This window comes from Pleomorphomonas sp. T1.2MG-36, assembly GCF_950100655.1.
Taxonomy (GTDB): Bacteria; Pseudomonadota; Alphaproteobacteria; order Rhizobiales; family Pleomorphomonadaceae; genus Pleomorphomonas.
This window is the reverse complement of sequence record NZ_CATNLY010000051.1, coordinates 49,031-66,532: the sequence shown is the minus strand read 5'-3', so window position 1 is coordinate 66,532 and position 17,502 is coordinate 49,031. Positions and strand designations below refer to the sequence as shown.

Sequence of the window (17,502 nt, the reverse complement as noted above, 5' to 3'; positions counted from 1 at the left end):
GCCCTCCGCTCGTCACCCGGCCGCCAGCTTGGCGAGCCGCCCCACCACCGAACTCCGATGATGGGCATGCGTCAACGCGATGGCCAGCGCGTCGGCCGCGTCATCGCTCTCGAAAGTCGCCTTCGGCATCAGCACCTTGACCATGACGCGGATCTGCCCCTTCTCCGCGTGCCCCGCGCCGACGATCGCCTTCTTCACCGCGTTGGGCGCGTATTCGGCGACCGGCAGGCCGCGCCGGGCCGGCACCAAAAGCGCGACGCCACGCGCCTGGCCGAGCTTCAGCGTCGCGCCGGCATCCTTGTTGACGAAGGTCTGCTCGATGGCCGCCTCGTCCGGCTGGTACTGGTGCAGCACCGCATCGAGCCCATCGTGGATCTGAACGAGCCGCGACGCGAGGTCGAGATCGCCGTCGGAGTTGACCGAGCCGGAGGCGACGAAGCGTACGGAGTTGCCGAGGCTGTCGATGACGCCCCAGCCCGTATGGCGGAGCCCGGGGTCGATGCCGATGATTCGCGTGACAGTGGTCATGGCGCCACGCTATCCATGCGTTCATGGTTTGTACAGACGGAAGACGCACCGCCCAGCCAGCCTCCGATCGAAGCGTGACCCGACCGCACCAACCCTGGACCGAACGCCGCCGCCCCGCCTTCGAGCTTGCCGCTCTCCGCCGCAAGACCTCGACGATCCTGCAACCCGACGGTCTGGACATGGAAAGGGCGATCGTCGGCGGCAATCCCGGCGCGAGGCGGAGGACGCCTGACCGGCCTCGCCGAACACGACAAACGCCCCGCGACGGTCTCGCCGCGGGGCGCTTTCATGACAGCCGATTGGGCAGCCCTCAGGCCGGGACGGTTTCGAGCGCCGGATAATCGGTGTAGCCGAGCGCCCCCTCGGCATAGATGGTCTCGGGCACCAGCGGGTTGCGAACCGAGCCGGCCCGGAAGCGCTCGACGAGATCGGGGTTGGCGATGAACTCCTTGCCCCAGGCGACCGCGTCGGCCCGCCCGGCGGCGACTTCCGCCATCGCCTGATCGAAGGTGAAGCCCTCGTTGGCGATGAACGCACCGCCGAACTGTTCCTTGAGGTGCGGCGTCAGGCGATCGTCGCCAAGGTGCTCGCGGGTGAAGATGAAGGCGAGGCCGCGCTTGCCGGCTTCGCGGGCGACATAGCCGAATGTGGCCTTCGGGTCGCTGTCGCTCATGTCATGGCTGTCGCCGCGCGGGGCGAGGTGCAGGCCGACGCGGCTGGCGCCCCAGACGCCGACGGCCGCATCCACCGCCTCCAGCATCAGCCGGGCGCGATTCTCGACCGGGCCGCCGTAGGCGTCGGTACGCTTGTTGGTCCCGTCCTGCAGGAACTGGTCGAGCAGGTAGCCGTTGGCACCATGGATCTCGACGCCGTCGAAGCCAGCCTCGCGGGCGTTTTCCGCGCCCTTGCGATAGGCCTCGATGATGCCGGGCAACTCGTCGATGTCGAGGGCGCGTGGCGTCGGATAGGGGCGCATCGGCCGGAGCAGGCTGACGTGGCCGGCCGGCTGGAGGGCGCTCGGCGCCACCGGCAGGTCGCCGTCGAGCAGCGACGGATCGGAGATGCGGCCGACGTGCCAGAGCTGCATGACGATCTTGCCGCCCTTGCGGTGCACCGCCTCGGTGATCGGCTTCCAGGCCTCGACCTGGGCGTCGGAGTAGATGCCGGGCGTCGCGGCATAGCCGGCGCCCTTGGGCGTGACGATAGTCGCCTCGGTGAGGATGAGGCCGGCCGACGCCCGCTGCTCGTAATACTCGCGCATCACGTCGGTGGGGATGCGGTCGGCGGTGGCGCGCGCCCGCGTCAACGGCGCCATGACGATGCGATTGCGGAGTTCGAGAGCGCCGAGGCGCACGGGGTCGAAGAGTGTGGGCATGAAAGGCTCCTGGCGGAGATGCTGGGGCAGAGAGGGGACCGACAAAAAGTAGGGGTATATGCACGCTTTTTCTAGTGACCGCCGCGCCGGCTGCCTAGCCCTCCGCCGTGAACATTTCCGTGATATCGAAAAGATGACCGTTTATCAAAGACTTGACGGCACGGCCGGCACCGCGCGCTCCGCGTCAGGTGTCCCGGTCGGGATGCTGGTAGGAGACGATGTCCGCCTGGAAGCGGCCGACCTTTTCCTGCTCCTCGGCCGTCCGCGTCGGCAGGTCGGCGAGACGGGCAAACCAGCTCATCCGATGCTCGAGCCCGACCTGCAGCACTGGCGGCACGGATTCGGGATCGTCCAGCGCGCCGATGGAAAGCTCCAGCGCCGGCCCGCCCCAGTCGTAGGCGAGCGGCGTGCCGCAGTGGTTGCAGAAGCCGCGCCGCACCTTGTTGGAGCTCTGGAACCACGAGGGCTCGCCGCGCGTCCAGGCGAGGCGATCGTTCGGCGCCGACACCAGCGGGCCGAAGAACGAGCCGAAGGCCTTCTGGCACATGCGGCAATGGCAGATGCTGGCGCGCCCGAGCGGCCCGTCGACCCGGAAACGCACCCGTCCGCACTGGCAACCGCCGGAATGACCGTCTTCGCTCATCTCGCACCTCCGGCGGCAGAATAGCACGGCGCCGGCACCGTCGCGGCCGGAAAGAAAACGCCCGCCGTCATCCCGAAGGCGACGGCGGGCGCAAACCCAGAGCTTTTCCGGCGAACTCCGGTTCGCCAGAAAACTCTATCTCGTTATTGAGACGCAGCTCCGGACGCAAAACCGGCACCCACTTTTGCTGGAGCTGCTCTAGGAAACGAAATCGGCGTCAGCCGGCGAGCTTGGCCGCCACTTCGTCGGAGATTTCCATGTTGGTGTAGACGTTCTGCACGTCGTCGTCGTCTTCCAGCAGATCGACCATCTTCATCAGGCTCGTCGCCTTTTCCTCGTCGAGGTTCGACATGGTCTTCGGCTTCCAGATCGACTTGATCGACGCGGCGGCGCCGAGCGTGGCTTCCAGCGCCTTGGTCACTTCGCCCATCGATTCGAAGGCAAAGTAGATGAAATGGCCTTCCTCGTCGGACTCGACATCGTCGGCGCCGGCCTCGATGGCGGCCTCCAGTACGGCGTCGTTGGAGCCGACGCTGAGCGGATAGCTGACCTCGCCCAGGCGATCGAACATGAAGCCGACCGTACCGGTTTCGCCCAGCGCGCCACCGGCCTTGGTGAAGATCGAGCGGACGACCGAGGCGGTGCGGTTGCGATTGTCGGTCAGCGCTTCGACGATGACGGCGGTGCCACCCGGGCCGTAGCCCTCGTAGCGCACTTCGTCGAAATTGGCCGTGTCGGCGCCGGCCGCCTTCTTGATCGCCCGGTCGATGTTGTCCTTGGGCATGTTCTCGGCGCGGGCGTTGAGGATGGCGAGACGCAGACGGGCGTTCATCGCCGGATCCAGGCCGCCGATCTTGGCCGCCACCGTGACTTCGCGGGCGAGCTTCGCGAAGATCTTCGACCGCTTGGCGTCCTGAGCGCCCTTGCGGTGCATGATATTCTTGAACTGTGAATGACCGGCCATAGTGCCTCCTGAGAGAACCGCGAAAGGGCGCGGGGCGCATGCACACGCCTCCCGGGACCATCGATCACGGCACATATCCACGAATGGGCCGCCTTATAGGCGTTTGTTGGCCCTAAATCCAGCCGGGGCTCCTACCAAAACGTCGGGAGTGCCTCGGCAAGACGGCCGCCGATCCTGACCGGCTCGATCGCCTCGGCGAGACCGGTGGAATCGTTCACCTCCACGGCGACGCCGCACAGCGTCGGCTCGCCCAGCGCCGGCTGGAAGCGGGCCGTTGGGATCTTGCGCAGGAAGCGGTTGACCGGCTCGTCCTTCTCCATGCCGAGCACGCTGTCGTAGTCGCCGGTCATGCCGGCGTCGGACAGGTAGGCCGTGCCGCCGTCGAAGATCTGGTAATCGGCCGTCGGCACGTGAGTGTGGGTACCGACCACCAGCGAGGCCCGGCCGTCGAGATAATGGCCCATCGCCTGCTTCTCGCTGGTCGCCTCGGCGTGCATGTCCACCACCACGGCATCGACCATGCTGCCGAGCGGGCAGGCGTTGAGCTCGCGGTCGGCGGCGGCGAAGGGATCGTCGAGCGCATCCATGTAGACGCGACCCATGACGTTGACCACCAGAACCCGCGCGCCATTGCGGGCGATGGCCACGGTGGCGCCGCGCCCCGGCGTTCCCGGCGGATAGTTGGCCGGGCGGAGAAGCTGCGGCTGGCGTTCGATGAACACCAGCGCCTCGCGCTGGTCCCAGGCGTGGTTGCCCGTGGTCACCACGTCGGCGCCGGCGTCGAGGAAGTCCTGGCAGATCTCCTCGGTGATGCCGAAGCCGCCGGCGGCGTTCTCGCCGTTGACCACCACCAGATCGAGGCCGTAGTCGGCGATGAGACCGGGCAGGATGTCGGAAATGGCATTGCGGCCTGATCGGCCGACCACATCACCCACGAACAGCAGTCGCATCGTCCGGCGTACTCCCCAGGCCCTCTAGAGCAACTCCAGCAAAAGTGGGAACCGGTTTTGCGTCCGGAGTTGCGTACGAATAAAGAGATAGAGCACGTTGGCGAACCAAAGTTCGCCGGACGCGCTCTAGCGTTCACGGAGCGAAGCGGAAGACGTCCCGCTCGGTGACGATCATGTCGAGCGGCGCGTCATGGGGCTCCATGGGCACCGCCGCCACTTCCTGCACCGAGAAGGCAATGCCGATCAAGCGGGGAAAACGGCCGGCGGCACGCAAACCTGCGACGGCGCGGTCGTAATAGCCACGCCCGTAGCCGACGCGCCCACCCTCGCGGTCGAAGGCGGTGAGCGGCATCAGCAGAACGTCCGGCAGGATTTCCGGAGCGTCGGGGCCTGGGCCGCGCGTGCCGAAGCCGAGCGGCACCAGCCTGTCGCCGGGCCGGACGCGGCGGAACACGAGGCCGCTTTCCACCATCACCGGCAAGCCGACCGGATGGCCCCGCCCGTCCAGTCCGGCGATGGCCTTTGTGAGGTCGACTTCGCTCAGGATCGGCAAAAAGGCGGAAACGGACGCGCCCGGCGCGAGATCGAGGGCCAGCACGGACGCGACGATGGCCGCCGATCCGCTCGCCCGTTCCACGGCGTCGAGCCCGTCACGGCGGGTGAGCGCCAGACCGCGCACGCGCGCCTTCTCGGTGACGACGAGAGCACGGGGAGGATCGGCATCGATGGGAATGGCACGCCTCCGGGAACTCTGAAAAGCCGAAGCCGGTCGAAAAGAGGGTGTGGCGCCCGCGAACGACCGTCGGAAGTGTGATCCCGGGAAACCTACAACGTAGGTGGGCGCCGTGTGCCCAAACCCAGGGGTTTGGGCGGGGACAGCTCCCTTCAGGATCATTAAGGCCCCGGGGATATTGATTCCTAACGAGAAGCGCAGCTACGCCACCTCCCCTATATAGGCGAGACCGGCGATCCGGCAAAGAGCCTAACGTCGACAAAAAACGTCAAGATAGCTTCGGGCAACAAGATAGCTTCGGGCAAAAAGAAGGGGCGGCAGGAAAGCCCACCGCCCCAGTCGCTGCGCGGATCGCAGTAGCCGTTACCGACCGGCGGAGATGGCCACCAGCATGATGAGTGCTGCGGCCGTTCCCGCCAGGGCAATCACGATGAGAGCGGGGTAGCCGAACAGCGCCACCGCTCCGATGCCGACCAGGAGGAGCACGACCATCGCCACCAGCATCTTCCAGGCGCTGATGCCCCGATCTTCTGCTGCCGACTCGTGACTGGCCATGAAAGTCCTCCGAAAAATCCTGTCGCGCCCCATATATGGAATTATCCGTAGCGAGGCAACGGTGCTTTCGCCGCATCAGCCCTGCATCATCTGCATGGAGCCCCGGGGGAAATGCCAAGCCATTCCAATGAATAGGGTGCCTCTATTTCGTCTCTGCCACCAGTAGACGAAAGCCGATATCCCCCCGGCGATAGGTCGGGCCGCAGACTTCCGCTCATACCATCTTTTCGGCAGCGGCCTCGATGCGGGCGGCGACCTCGACCACCTTCTCGGCAAGGCGGCGCTCCACCTCGCCCTGTCGTTCGAGCAGCGCGTCGCGGCTCTCGCGCAACGAGCGCACCTCTGCCTCAAGCCCCTTGAGGCGCCGTTCGGTCTCCGACAGCTGGTCGAGCACGGTGATGGCGCTCATCACGGTCAGCCGCTGGTCGCCGATTTCCCCGAACACGCCACGGATCTCGTTGATGATAGCGTCGAGACGGCTGGCGAGCCCGTAGAGATGCTCCTCCTGGCCGTCGTCGCAGGCCATGCGGTAGGTCTTGCCGGCAATCGTCACCGTCACCTGGCTCAAGAGATCAGCCTCCGTGGGTATCGAGAACGGAGCGGATCGACTCCATGGCGGCGACAAGGCGGCGCGACACTTCGCGATTGGCGTCCTCGAGGCGACCGGCCTTGGCCAGTGCGTCGTCGAGGTCGCCGGCCAGACGCGACCGATCCTCCCCGAGACGGAACAACTCGTCCTCGAGACCGGAAATGGTGCGCTCGCCGGCTAGCCGCCGCTCCACCGCAAGTTCCAGGCGCCCCAATGCCTGGTCGAGCCTTTCAAAGGCCGCGTCCAAAGACGCAACTCCGGCCATGACCGCCTCCGGATGCTCCACCGGGTCGACAGAAGATCGGCCGGAGAACTCATCGCTTGTCAGAGATCGTTCTGAAATCGCGTTCCGAGATCGACTGGCAGGGCTTGCGAGAACCGGAGCGGGTGAAAGCCATGCCAGACGGCCGCTGAAGTCGGATTTCAAGACGGTGTCTCAGGTCTGGTTGCCACAAAGATAAAGACGTGACAACGGTCCGTTGGGGGTGCGATCTGGGAAAATACCAGCTTTCCCCTTTTTTGGCCCGCGAGCGCTTTGGCTGGGGCCTGTTGTCATTGACAGATGATACCGCCCTGCTATTGATCGGCCGCTTTAGCCGAAAGACGTAATGGCGCGTCGTATCTGCCGGAAGATACGTATTTGTCCGTCGTTTGGCTTGCCCAAGGAGTTTTCCGGCCAAATCCTGTCAGGAAATAACAATGACTGACTCTGCCCGGTACAAGAATATGGCCAACGCCATCCGCGCGCTTGCGATGGATGCTGTCGAAAAGGCCAAGTCCGGCCACCCCGGCATGCCCATGGGCACCGCGGACATCGCCACTGTTCTTTTCGGCGACGTCATGAAGTTCGACGCCGCCGCTCCCACCTGGCCCGACCGCGACCGCTTCATCCTGTCGGCCGGCCATGGCTCCATGCTGCTCTACTCCGTCCTCCACCTGATCGGTGTCGAGGACATCAGCATGGACGACCTCAAGACCTTCCGGCAGTGGGGCTCCAAGTGCGCCGGCCACCCGGAATACGGCTACGCCCAGGGCATCGAGACCACCACCGGTCCGCTCGGCCAGGGCCTTGCCATGTCGGTCGGCTTCGCGCTTGCCGAGCGCATGCTGAACGCCCAGTTCGGCGACGACCTCGTCGACCACCGCACCTACGTGCTGGCCGGTGACGGCTGCCTGATGGAGGGCATCAGCCACGAGGCGATCTCGCTGGCCGGCCACCTCAAGCTCAACAAGCTCGTGCTGATCTGGGACGACAACGGTATTTCAATCGATGGACCCATCTCGGTTTCCGAGAGCGGCGACATCCCGGCCCGCTTCCGCGCCGCCGGCTGGAACACCGAGGCCGTCGACGGCCATGATCCCGTGGCGATCCTCGCCGCCCTCGAGCGCGCCAAGACGTCCGACAAGCCGGTGCTGATCGCCGCCAAGACGACCATCGGCTTCGGCGCGCCCACCAAGGCCGGCACCCACGCCGTCCACGGCGCTCCGCTCGGTGCCGCCGAAATCGCCGGCGCCCGCGAGAAGCTCGGCTGGCCCTACGCGCCCTTCGAGGTTCCGGCGAACATCCTCGCCGACTGGCGCGCCGCCGGCAAGCGTGCCGCCAAGGACCGCGACGCCTGGACCGCCCGCTACAACGCCCTCGACGCCAAGACGCGCGCCGAGTTCGATCGCCGCATCAACGGCGACCTGCCGACCGCCTTCTTCGACGCCCTGGCTGCCTACAAGGCCAAGCTGGTTGCCGAACTGCCGAAGGTCGCCTCGCGCAAGGCCTCCGAGATGGCCCTCGAAGTCGTCAACGGTTCCATCCCCGAGATGGCCGGCGGCTCGGCCGACCTCACCGGCTCCAACCTGACCAAGACCAAGGGCCAGGAAGCGGTGAAGGCGCCCGACTATAAGGGCAGCTACATCCACTACGGCATCCGCGAGTTCGGCATGAGCGCCGCCATGAATGGCATCGCTCTGCACGGCGGCTTCATCCCTTACGGCGGCACCTTCCTGGTGTTCTCCGACTACGCCCGTCCGGCCATGCGCCTGTCGGCCCTGATGCACCAGCGCGTCGTCTACGTCATGACCCATGACTCCATCGGTCTCGGCGAGGACGGCCCGACGCACCAGCCGATCGAGCATCTGGCCTCGCTGCGCGCCATCCCGAACATGACGGTGATCCGCCCGGCCGACGCCTACGAGACGGCCGAAGCCTGGGAGTTCGCGCTCACCCACAAGAAGGGCCCGACGACGCTGGCGCTGTCGCGCCAGAACCTGCCGGCGGTCCGCTTCGAGGTCAGCGCCGACAACAAGGTCGCCAAGGGCGCCTATGAAGTCGCCGCGGCCGAGGGTCGGGCGGAAGTGTCGATCTTCGCCACCGGCTCCGAGGTCGCCATCGCCCTCGACGCCAAGAAGCTGCTCGACGCCGCCGGCCACCCGACCCGCGTCGTCTCGGTGCCCAGCTTCGAGAACTTCCGCGCTCAGTCCGATGCCTACCGCGCCGAGGTCATCGGTGGCGCCAAGGTGAAGGTCGGTGTCGAAGCCGCCCTTCGCATGGGCTGGGACGAGATCATCGGTTCGGACGGCATCTTCGTCGGCATGACCGGCTTCGGCGCCTCCGCTCCGATCGAGCTGCTCTACGAGAAGTTCGGCATCTCCGCGAGCCGCATCGCCGAGCTCGCCTCGGTCAAGTTGGGTTGACGGCATTGCCCGATGGGAACGGCGGGCTCTCCCGTCTTTCCCACCGGGTGAGGAAAGTTGGGGGAAAGGTCCGGAAGCGCCGGCCGTCCTCCGTTCCAAACGAGGATCGGGCCTGAAGACGCCCGCCTCAGCATCAGGAGACAGACAATGGCAGTAAAGGTCGCCATCAACGGCTTTGGTCGTATCGGTCGTAACGTTCTGCGCGCGATCGTCGAGTCCGGTCGCAAGGACATCGAGGTCGTCGGCATCAACGACCTGGGTCCGGTCGAGACCAACGCCCACCTGATCCGCTTCGACAGCGTTCACGGCCGCTTCCCGCATGAAGTGACGACTGGCGCCGACTGGATCGACGTCGGCACCGGCAAGATCAAGGTCACCGCCATCAAGGACCCGACCACGCTGCCGTGGGGCGAGCTGGGCGTCGACGTTGCGCTTGAGTGCACCGGCATCTTCACCGCCAAGGACAAGGCGTCGATGCATCTGACGGCCGGCGCCAAGCGCGTTCTGGTCTCGGCCCCGGCCGACGGCGCCGACCTCACCGTCGTCTACGGCGTCAACCACGACAAGATCACCAAGGACCACATCGTCCTGTCGAACGCCTCGTGCACGACCAACTGCCTGTCGCCGGTCGCCAAGGTTCTGAACGACGTCATCGGTATCGACACCGGCTTCATGACGACGATCCACAGCTACACGGGCGACCAGCCGACGCTCGACACGCTGCACAAGGACCTCTACCGCGCCCGCGCCGCTGCCCTGTCCATGATCCCGACCTCCACCGGCGCCGCCAAGGCCGTCGGCCTGGTGCTGCCGGAACTCAAGGGCAAGCTCGACGGCGTCGCCATCCGCGTGCCGACCCCCAACGTGTCGGTCGTCGACCTGGTCTTCAATGCCAAGCGCGCCACCTCGGTCGCCGAGATCAACGAGGCCATCAAGGCCGCCGCGACCTCCGGCCCGCTCAAGGGCGTCCTCGGCTACACCGATCAGCCGAACGTGTCGTCGGACTTCAACCACGACCCGCATTCGTCGATCTTCCACCTCGACCAGACCAAGGTCATGAACGGCACCCTCGTCCGTATCCTTTCCTGGTACGACAACGAGTGGGGCTTCTCCAACCGCATGGCCGACACCGCCGTCGCCATCGCCAAGACCCTCTGATCTAAACCGACAAGGCCGAGCCCGCTCTCTGGAGGACCCCGTCATGGGGTCTGACCGGAGGCGGGCTCGACCGCTCTTACCGCGGCCGACCGCCATCCACCGCAAGCGCGACCCCGCGCACACCGGAGTGGCGGCGCACGAAGCGAGGACCACCCCATGAGCAGCTTCAAGACCATTGATGACGCCGACGTCGCCGGCAAACGCGCCCTCGTCCGCGTCGACCTGAACGTTCCGATGGAGAATGGCGTCGTCACCGACACCACCCGCATCGACCGTATCGTCCCCACCATTCTCGACCTCGCCAAGAAGGGCGCCAAGGTCATCCTGCTGGCCCACTTCGGCCGCCCGAAGGGCGAGCGCAAGGCCGAGGACAGCCTGAAGCCGATCGTCGCCCCGCTGGCCAAGGCCATCGGCAAGCCCGTCGCCTTCGCAGACGACTGCATCGGCGACGTCGCCGAGAAGGCCATCGCCGCCCTGTCGAACGGCGACATCCTGCTGCTTGAGAACACCCGCTACTACAAGGGCGAAGAGAAGAACGACCCGGCGCTGGTCGACGCTCTTGCCAAGCTCGGCGACATCTACGTCAACGACGCCTTCTCGGCCGCCCACCGGGCCCACGCCACCACCGAAGGCCTCGCCCACAAGCTTCCGGCCTATGCCGGCCGCACCATGCAGGCCGAGCTGACCGCCCTCGGCGCCGCCCTCGGCACGCCGAAGCGGCCGGTGCTCGCCGTCGTCGGCGGTGCCAAGGTCTCCACCAAGATCGACCTGCTCGAAAACCTCGTCGCCAAGGTCGACATCCTGGTGATCGGTGGCGGCATGGCCAACACCTTCCTGGCCGCCCAGGGCATCAACGTCGGCAAGTCGCTCTGCGAGCATGACCTCGCCGACACCGCCCGCCGCATCCTGGCCAAGGCCAAGGAGACCAAGTGCGAGATCGTGCTGCCGGTCGACGCCGTCATCGCCCGTGAGTTCAAGGCTGGCGCCGCCAACGAAGTCGTGTCCGTCAACGCCGTTCCGGCCGACGCCATGATCCTCGACGCCGGTCCGAAGTCGATCGACGCCGTCAAGGCCGCCATCGACAAGGCCAAGACGCTGGTCTGGAACGGCCCGCTCGGCGCCTTCGAGATCGAGCCCTTCGACAAGGCCACCGTGGCCGCCGCCCAGTACGCCGCCGCCGCCACCAAGGCCGGCAAGCTCCTGACGGTCGCCGGTGGTGGCGATACCGTCTCGGCGCTCAACCACGCTGGCGCTGCCGACACCTTCACCTACATCTCGACGGCCGGCGGCGCCTTCCTCGAGTGGATGGAAGGCAAGGAGCTGCCCGGCGTGAAGGCGCTGGAAAGCTAAGCCTCAGTCGCCGGCGGTGACATCCGTCACCTTGGCTCTCGCGCTCCGCGCGGGCGCCGCTTGGCGCCGGAAGTGGTTTTGACTTCCTCAGTCGCCGGCGGCCTCCGGCCTTGGCTTTCGCGCTTCGCGCGGGCGCCGCTTGTCGCCGGAAGCCGCTGACGCGGCTTCAGGAGGTCTGTCTGGGACTGCTAGTTCTTGTTGAACGTCTTTGTGATATGAAGCGCCCCGTGCCCCTTCCCGGGCACGGGGTTTCTTGTTGCCGGAGGTTTCCTTGCGCGCCCGCCTGTTTCTGATCACGCCACGCGTCGTCGATGTCGCCGCCCTTGCGCCCCAGCTCGAAGCGGCGCTGGCTGCCGGCGACGTTGCCTCGCTCCTGATCGCTCCCGACCCCGTGACGGAGAACGACCTTCAGGCCATCGCCGAGACGCTGGTGCCGATCGCCCAGAAGCACGACGTCGCCGCGCTGGTCCTCGGCAACAGCCGCGTCATGGGCCGCGCGCGCGCCGACGGCATTCACATCGAAGCCGGCGAGACGGCGCTGAAGGAGGCGATCGAGGCGTTGCAGCCGAAGTCCATCGTCGGCGCCGGCAACATCCGCGTTCGCCACGAGGCGATGGAGGCCGGCGAGGCGGGCGCCGACTACATCTTCTTCGGCCTGCTCGACCTTGAGGAAGGCGAGGAAACGCACCGCAAGACCATCGATCTCGGCGCTTGGTGGGCAGATCTGTTCGAGCCGCCTTGCGTGCTGCTGTCCGGTCGTTCGATGGAATCGGTCGAAGCCTGCGCCCGTACCGGCGCCGACTTCGTCGCCGTCCGCGCCGCCGTCTGGGAGCACCCCGAGGGGCCGGCCGCCGCCATCGCCCAAGCCAATGCCATCCTCGATCGCGTCGCGCTCGAGCTGCCCGACACCGAGTAGCCGCCGCATTGCCGGCCAACTTGGCCGCTAACGCTGCCGCACGTTCCCATCTGAGCCGAAGCGCAATGCCGATGCCCGAAGTCCGCGCTGCCTGCCTTGCCGCCGTGTTCGGCCTCGCTCTTCTCGCCGGACCGGCAGGCGCCGTCGAGTCCGCGCCGACCCCGCCGAAACCTCTGGCGGCGGCCAACGCCGCGTCGGCGGTTCCGGACCTGCTCGCCTCGCTGCCCGACAGCGACAAGATCGACTATGCCTTCGGCGCTTTCCAGCGCGGCTTCTACCTCACCGCGTTCGAGATCGCCGTCGAGCGCGCCAAGCTCGGCGACGCCAAGGCGCAGAGCCTGATCGGCTACCTCTACGCCAACGGCCTGGGACTGCCGAAAAAGCCCGACGAAGCGGTCATCTGGTACCAGCTCGCGGCCAGGAACGGCGATCCGCAGGCGCTCGTCGAGCTCGCCAACCTCGCCGCGCTCGGCGTCGGCATGCCGGTCGACAAGAAAAAGGCGGCGACCTACCTGGAGGAAGCGCTCGGCAAGGGCGTCGTCGAGGCCAACTACTGGCTCGGCCTGCTGTGCATCGATCCGTCGTCGGGCATCCTCGACTACGCCCGCGCCGCCGCCCTGTTCAAGGCGGCCGCCGACGAGGGCAACATCGACGCCATCTACGCGCTGGCCGCCCTCTACCGCGAGGGCCAGGGCGTGGAGAAGAACGAGACGGAAGCCGCCCGGCTGATGGGCGAAGCGGCCCGCGCCGGCCACCTTGCCGCCCAGGTCGAATACGCCATCATGATGTTCAACGGCACCGGCGTCGTCCGCGACCAGAAAATCGCCGCCGCCTGGTTCAAGGTAGCGGCCGAAGCGGGCAACCCGGTCGCCCAGAGCCGTCTTGCCCGCCTGTACGCGGTCGGCGAAGGCCTGCCGCGCGACCTCGACGCCGCCCGCCACTGGTACGGCTATGCCAAGGCGGCCGGCCTCGTCGACGACTGGCTCGAACAGACGCTGGCGCCCGAGGCGCAGAAGACCGCCGAGAAGCCGCCGGCCCTGCCCGGCGTCGATGCCGGAAACTGACGGCGAGCGATCGTTGAAGCGGACGGACGCCTGTTGTATGTCTGTCCCCAGCAGAAGGAGATTTATGCGCAGAGACTTCAATTGAACCCGCCGAAGGCGGTTTTCGTAGCGCCCGCGTCGGCGCTGTCTTTGTTGCATTTTCTCTGGATACATCATGAAAATCGAAAATCTGTCGATCCGCGCCTATGACGAGGCCAAGGATCTCCACGCGCTCTCGGCCATCTGGTTCGAGGCTTCCCGTCTGGCGCACGCCTTCATCGGCGAACAGCGCCTCAGCGAGCAGCGCATCCTCATCGAGCAAAAGTATCTTCCCAACGCCGAGACCTGGGTGGCCTCTCTTGACGGCGCTCCCGTCGGCTTCATCAGCCTGCTCGACACCTTCATCGGCGGGCTCTTCGTCGCGCCTGACCGTCAAGGCCTCGGCATCGGGCGAGCCCTGGTCGCCCACGCGCTGGCTCTGAAGGGCGAACTCGAACTTGAGGTCTACACGGGCAACGCCCAAGCCTTCGGCTTCTACAGAAGCCTGGGCTTCATTGAGCAGTCCCGCCGAGCCGAGGACGACGAAGGCCAGCCGTTCGAGAACGCCCACATGCGCCTGACGCGCTGACCAACCAGCCGGACGCCGCCATCGGCGGCCTCCGGCACCCAATGCTCGCCGGCGACTGATGCGACACTCCACTTTCCGGCGCCAAGCGGCGCCGCGCGGAGCGGCCTTCGAGACACGAAGCGTCTCGAAGGCGTCTAGCGGAGCGGAATCATAAGGGCCGGACGCCCGCCGTCGAAGGAGGCAGACAACAAACAAGCCCTAACCGGGCGATCGCTTTTAAGCGAATGCCCGGTTAGGGCTTGCGCTCGGCGGCCGTTTGTGATGGCTACGCAGCCAGCGTTTTTCCTGAAGGATCCCCCGAAAATGGCTCGTTCCGCCCTCCTCAACGTCATGGTCCAGGCCGTCCGCAAGGCCGGGCGAGGCCTTTCGCGCGATTTCGGCGAGGTCGAGAATCTGCAGGTGTCGATGAAAGGCCCCGGCGATTTCGTCTCGGCCGCCGACAAGCGTTCTGAGCAGGTGCTCTATGAGGAACTGAAGCGGGTTCGTCCCACCTACGGCTTCCTGATGGAAGAACGCGGCGAGGTGGCCGGCGAGGACGAGCACCACCGCTGGGTGGTCGATCCGCTCGACGGAACGGCCAACTTCCTGCACTCCATTCCGATCTTCTCCATCTCACTGTCGCTGGAGCGCAATGGCGTGCCGATCGCCGGTGTCGTCTTCAACCCGGCCACCGACGAGCTCTACACCGCCGAGCGCGGCGCCGGCGCCTTCGTCAACGATCGCCGCCTGCGCGTTTCCGCCCGCCGCGAAATGCCCGACTGCGTGATCGGCACCGGCGTGCCGCATCTCGGCCGCGGCAATCACCCCCGTTATCTCAATGAGCTCCGGCAGGTGATGGCCAATTGCGCCGGCATCCGCCGCCTCGGCTCGGCCGCCCTCGACCTCTGCTACGTCGCCGCCGGCAAGCTGGACGGCTTCTGGGAAGACGACCTCAATCCGTGGGATACCTCGGCCGGCTGGCTGATGATCAAGGAGGCCGGCGGCTTCGTCACCGACAAGGCCGGCAAGGACGACATGCACGCCTCCCGCACGCTGGTGGCCGGCAACGAGGCGATCCACGCCCAGCTTCTCGCCACGCTCAAGAAGGCCTGACGGCGCGACACGACCCGAAGCGGACGGCTTCCCCCGAAATATTCGGGGGAACTGGCCGTGCGCCTTGCTCTTTTCGCCGTAAATCGCGTTTACTGTATGCCGCGATCAGATAGAGCAAGCGACGAGAGCCATGGCCAAAGACGCGTCCGGTATAAAGCTCACCAGTCCCCAGGTGTATCTCTGGCGGATGGCGGTGTTCCTGGTCATAGCCGCCTTCGTCGGCCTGCTGCTGTCACGGCAGCTGAAGACCGCCTTCATGGCCAACCCCGGCCTCAACGGGTTGATCTTCTCGGTGGCCCTTGTCGGAATCCTGCTGATTTTCCGGCAGGTGATCCGCTTGTTCCCCGAGGTGCGCTGGGTCAACTCCTACCGCTACGGCGAGCCCGGCCTCGAAGTGCGCAAGCAGCCGGTGCTGCTCGCGCCGATGGCGACGCTGCTCGGCGACCGGCTGGGGCAGCGGGCGATTTCCACCTCGGCCATGCGCTCACTGCTCGAATCGATCGCCACCCGTCTCGACGAGGCGCGCGACATTTCGCGCTACATGACTGGCCTCCTGGTCTTCCTCGGCCTGCTCGGCACCTTCTACGGCCTGATCTCCACCGTGAACTCGGTCGGCGCCACCATCCAGGGGCTCGACGTCGGCTCGGGCACGGCTAGCGTCATCTTCGAGGACCTGAAGAGCGGCTTGCAGGCGCCGCTCGGCGGCATGGGCACCGCCTTCTCGTCCTCGCTGTTCGGTCTTGCCGGCTCGCTGATCGTCGGCTTCCTCGATCTTCAGGCCGGGCAGGCGCAGAACCGCTTCTACCTCGACCTCGAAGACTGGCTGTCCACCCAGGCCGAGCTCGACTCGGCCGGTGACGTGGGCGCCAGCATCCGCGACGCCAAGAACCTCGACGATCTTCGAGGCGCCCTCGACCACCTGTCCAAGCAGATCCACGAAGGCGGGTCCGGCGGTCGCTCCAGCCAGGCGATGGCCAACCTCGCCGAGGGCATCCAGGGCCTCGTCCAGCACATGCGCGCCGAGCAGCAGCTGGTGCGGGCCTGGGCCGAAAGCCAGGGCGAGCAGCAGAAGGAAATCCGCCGGCTGCTCGAACTCCTGACCGGCGCCGTCGAGCGTTCGGAACGCGGCTAAGACAGAACGGGAGTTCGACCGACATGGCTCTCGGACGCCGCCGGTTTTCGACCCAGCAGGACTATTGGCCGGCCTTCGTCGACATGCTCACCACGCTGGTGCTGTCGATCATCTTCCTGTTGTCGGTCTTTTCGCTCGCCCAGTTCTTCCTGAGCCAGCAGATCACCGACAAGGACACCGTGCTGGGCCGCCTCAATGCCCAGATCGCCGAGCTGACCGAACTGCTCGCCATGGAGCGCGCCTCCAACCGCGACCTCCAGGACAACGTGTCGCTGCTGGAGTCGAACCTCAAGGACGCGCTGGCCGCCCGCGACAGCCTTCAGGGCCTGATCGCCAACCAGTCGGGCGCGGCCGACGTCGCCGACAGCAAGGTGCAGGCGCTGACCTCCCAGCTCACCGACGAGAAGCGCGTCAGTCAGCGGGCGCTGGCCCAGGTGGAACTGCTCAACCAGCAGATCGCCGCGCTGAGGCGACAGATCGCCGCCCTGGAAGATGCCCTCAACGCCTCCGAATCGCGTGACCGGGAAAGCTCGGCCAAGATCGCCGACCTCGGCCGCCGTCTCAACGTGGCACTGGCCCAGCGCGTGCAGGAGCTGGCACGCTATCGCTCCGACTTCTTCGGGCGCCTGAGGGAAATCCTGTCGCAGCGCTCCGACATCCGCGTGGTCGGCGACCGCTTCGTCTTCCAGTCGGAAGTGCTGTTCGATTCCGGCAACGACGAGGTCAACCCGGCCGGCCGTGGCGAACTCGACAAGCTGGCCGATGCGGTGTTGCAGCTCGAAGGGCAGATCCCGCCGGAGATCGCCTGGGTGCTGCGCGTCGACGGCCATACCGACGCCCGTCCGCTGTCTGGCACCGGCCGCTTCCGCGACAACTGGGAGCTTTCGTCGGCCCGCGCCATATCCGTCGTCAAGTATCTGATCAGCAAGGGCATTTCGCCGAACCACCTGGTGGCGGCCGGCTTCGGCGAGTTCCAGCCGCTCGAAGAGGGCGACAGCGACGAGGCCAACGCCAAGAACCGCCGCATCGAGCTGAAGCTGACCGAACGCTGACGGCACGGATGCCGAAGACGGGAGGCGTCGCCGATGGCGGCGCCAAGCCGTAACAGTCGTTCACAATTTTTGACCCTTTTCCGTTCACCGGCCGTTTATCATCCGGGCT

The 17,502-nt window shown here is 66.5% G+C and carries 18 protein-coding genes and 1 other RNA gene; 9 read left to right on the top strand and 10 right to left on the bottom strand.

Going from position 1 to position 17,502, the window contains the following annotated elements; translation table 11 throughout:
* Nucleotides 1-12: 12 nt before the first annotated feature.
* The 10 genes from ruvC to QQZ18_RS19505 all read right to left on the bottom strand — a co-directional run bounded on the left by ruvC (nt 13) and on the right by QQZ18_RS19505 (nt 6,602).
* Entirely contained in the window at nt 13-528 is a 516-nt protein-coding gene (gene ruvC, locus QQZ18_RS19550; protein ID WP_284542642.1) for a crossover junction endodeoxyribonuclease RuvC, read from the bottom strand.
* Between the two features lie 310 nt (nt 529-838).
* The gene (locus tag QQZ18_RS19545; protein WP_284542640.1) at nt 839-1,903 is read right to left on the bottom strand and encodes an alkene reductase; all 1,065 of its coding nucleotides are present in this window, start codon (nt 1,901-1,903) and stop codon (nt 839-841) included.
* A 184-nt stretch (nt 1,904-2,087) separates the two neighbouring features.
* Entirely contained in the window at nt 2,088-2,546 is a 459-nt protein-coding gene (locus QQZ18_RS19540) for a GFA family protein (protein WP_284542639.1), read from the bottom strand.
* A 217-nt stretch (nt 2,547-2,763) separates the two neighbouring features.
* Nucleotides 2,764-3,510 (bottom strand): YebC/PmpR family DNA-binding transcriptional regulator, encoded by a 747-nt coding sequence (locus QQZ18_RS19535; protein ID WP_284542638.1) that lies wholly within the window; start codon nt 3,508-3,510, stop codon nt 2,764-2,766.
* 131 nt (nt 3,511-3,641) lie between these two features.
* Nucleotides 3,642-4,460, bottom strand: coding sequence for a TIGR00282 family metallophosphoesterase (locus tag QQZ18_RS19530; protein WP_284542637.1), 819 nt, complete (start codon nt 4,458-4,460; stop codon nt 3,642-3,644).
* A gap of 133 nt (nt 4,461-4,593) precedes the next feature.
* Nucleotides 4,594-5,139: a 5-formyltetrahydrofolate cyclo-ligase gene (locus QQZ18_RS19525; protein ID WP_284542635.1), complete on the bottom strand. Its 546-nt coding sequence runs from the start codon at nt 5,137-5,139 to the stop codon at nt 4,594-4,596.
* A 103-nt stretch (nt 5,140-5,242) separates the two neighbouring features.
* Nucleotides 5,243-5,400, bottom strand: a non-coding RNA gene (ssrS, locus tag QQZ18_RS19520) — 6S RNA.
* A gap of 156 nt (nt 5,401-5,556) precedes the next feature.
* Nucleotides 5,557-5,748, bottom strand: coding sequence for a hypothetical protein (locus QQZ18_RS19515; RefSeq protein WP_284542634.1), 192 nt, complete (start codon nt 5,746-5,748; stop codon nt 5,557-5,559).
* A gap of 214 nt (nt 5,749-5,962) precedes the next feature.
* Entirely contained in the window at nt 5,963-6,316 is a 354-nt protein-coding gene (locus QQZ18_RS19510) for a cell division protein ZapA (RefSeq protein ID WP_284542632.1), read from the bottom strand.
* Nucleotides 6,317-6,320: 4 nt separating this feature from the next.
* On the bottom strand, nt 6,321-6,602 hold the full coding sequence (locus QQZ18_RS19505; RefSeq protein WP_026792132.1) for a DUF4164 domain-containing protein: 282 nt from the start codon (nt 6,600-6,602) through the stop codon (nt 6,321-6,323).
* Between the two features lie 386 nt (nt 6,603-6,988).
* On the opposite strand from QQZ18_RS19505, the gene tkt reads away from it, so the two are divergent.
* From tkt to QQZ18_RS19460, 9 genes are all read left to right on the top strand, one after another.
* Complete coding sequence (tkt, locus tag QQZ18_RS19500; RefSeq protein WP_446728687.1) at nt 6,989-9,022, top strand: transketolase; 2,034 nt, start codon at nt 6,989-6,991, stop codon at nt 9,020-9,022.
* A gap of 147 nt (nt 9,023-9,169) precedes the next feature.
* On the top strand, nt 9,170-10,180 hold the full coding sequence (gap, locus tag QQZ18_RS19495; RefSeq protein ID WP_284539690.1) for a type I glyceraldehyde-3-phosphate dehydrogenase: 1,011 nt from the start codon (nt 9,170-9,172) through the stop codon (nt 10,178-10,180).
* Nucleotides 10,181-10,336: 156 nt separating this feature from the next.
* Entirely contained in the window at nt 10,337-11,530 is a 1,194-nt protein-coding gene (locus QQZ18_RS19490; RefSeq protein WP_284542630.1) for a phosphoglycerate kinase, read from the top strand.
* Nucleotides 11,531-11,801: 271 nt separating this feature from the next.
* A complete protein-coding gene (locus QQZ18_RS19485) occupies nt 11,802-12,446 on the top strand; it encodes a thiamine phosphate synthase (protein ID WP_284542629.1) in 645 nt (214 codons plus the stop codon).
* A gap of 71 nt (nt 12,447-12,517) precedes the next feature.
* Complete coding sequence (locus tag QQZ18_RS19480) at nt 12,518-13,510, top strand: tetratricopeptide repeat protein (protein WP_284542628.1); 993 nt, start codon at nt 12,518-12,520, stop codon at nt 13,508-13,510.
* Nucleotides 13,511-13,664: 154 nt separating this feature from the next.
* Nucleotides 13,665-14,117, top strand: a complete 453-nt coding sequence (locus QQZ18_RS19475) for a GNAT family N-acetyltransferase (protein WP_284542627.1) — start codon at nt 13,665-13,667, stop codon at nt 14,115-14,117.
* 303 nt (nt 14,118-14,420) lie between these two features.
* Nucleotides 14,421-15,209 carry an inositol monophosphatase family protein gene (locus QQZ18_RS19470; protein WP_284542626.1) on the top strand — a complete coding sequence of 263 codons (789 nt, stop codon included), beginning with the start codon at nt 14,421-14,423 and terminating at the stop codon, nt 15,207-15,209.
* A gap of 130 nt (nt 15,210-15,339) precedes the next feature.
* On the top strand, nt 15,340-16,341 hold the full coding sequence (locus QQZ18_RS19465; RefSeq protein WP_284542625.1) for a flagellar motor protein MotA: 1,002 nt from the start codon (nt 15,340-15,342) through the stop codon (nt 16,339-16,341).
* Nucleotides 16,342-16,364: 23 nt separating this feature from the next.
* Nucleotides 16,365-17,393, top strand: coding sequence for a peptidoglycan -binding protein (locus QQZ18_RS19460; protein ID WP_284542624.1), 1,029 nt, complete (start codon nt 16,365-16,367; stop codon nt 17,391-17,393).
* Nucleotides 17,394-17,502: the final 109 nt, after the last annotated feature.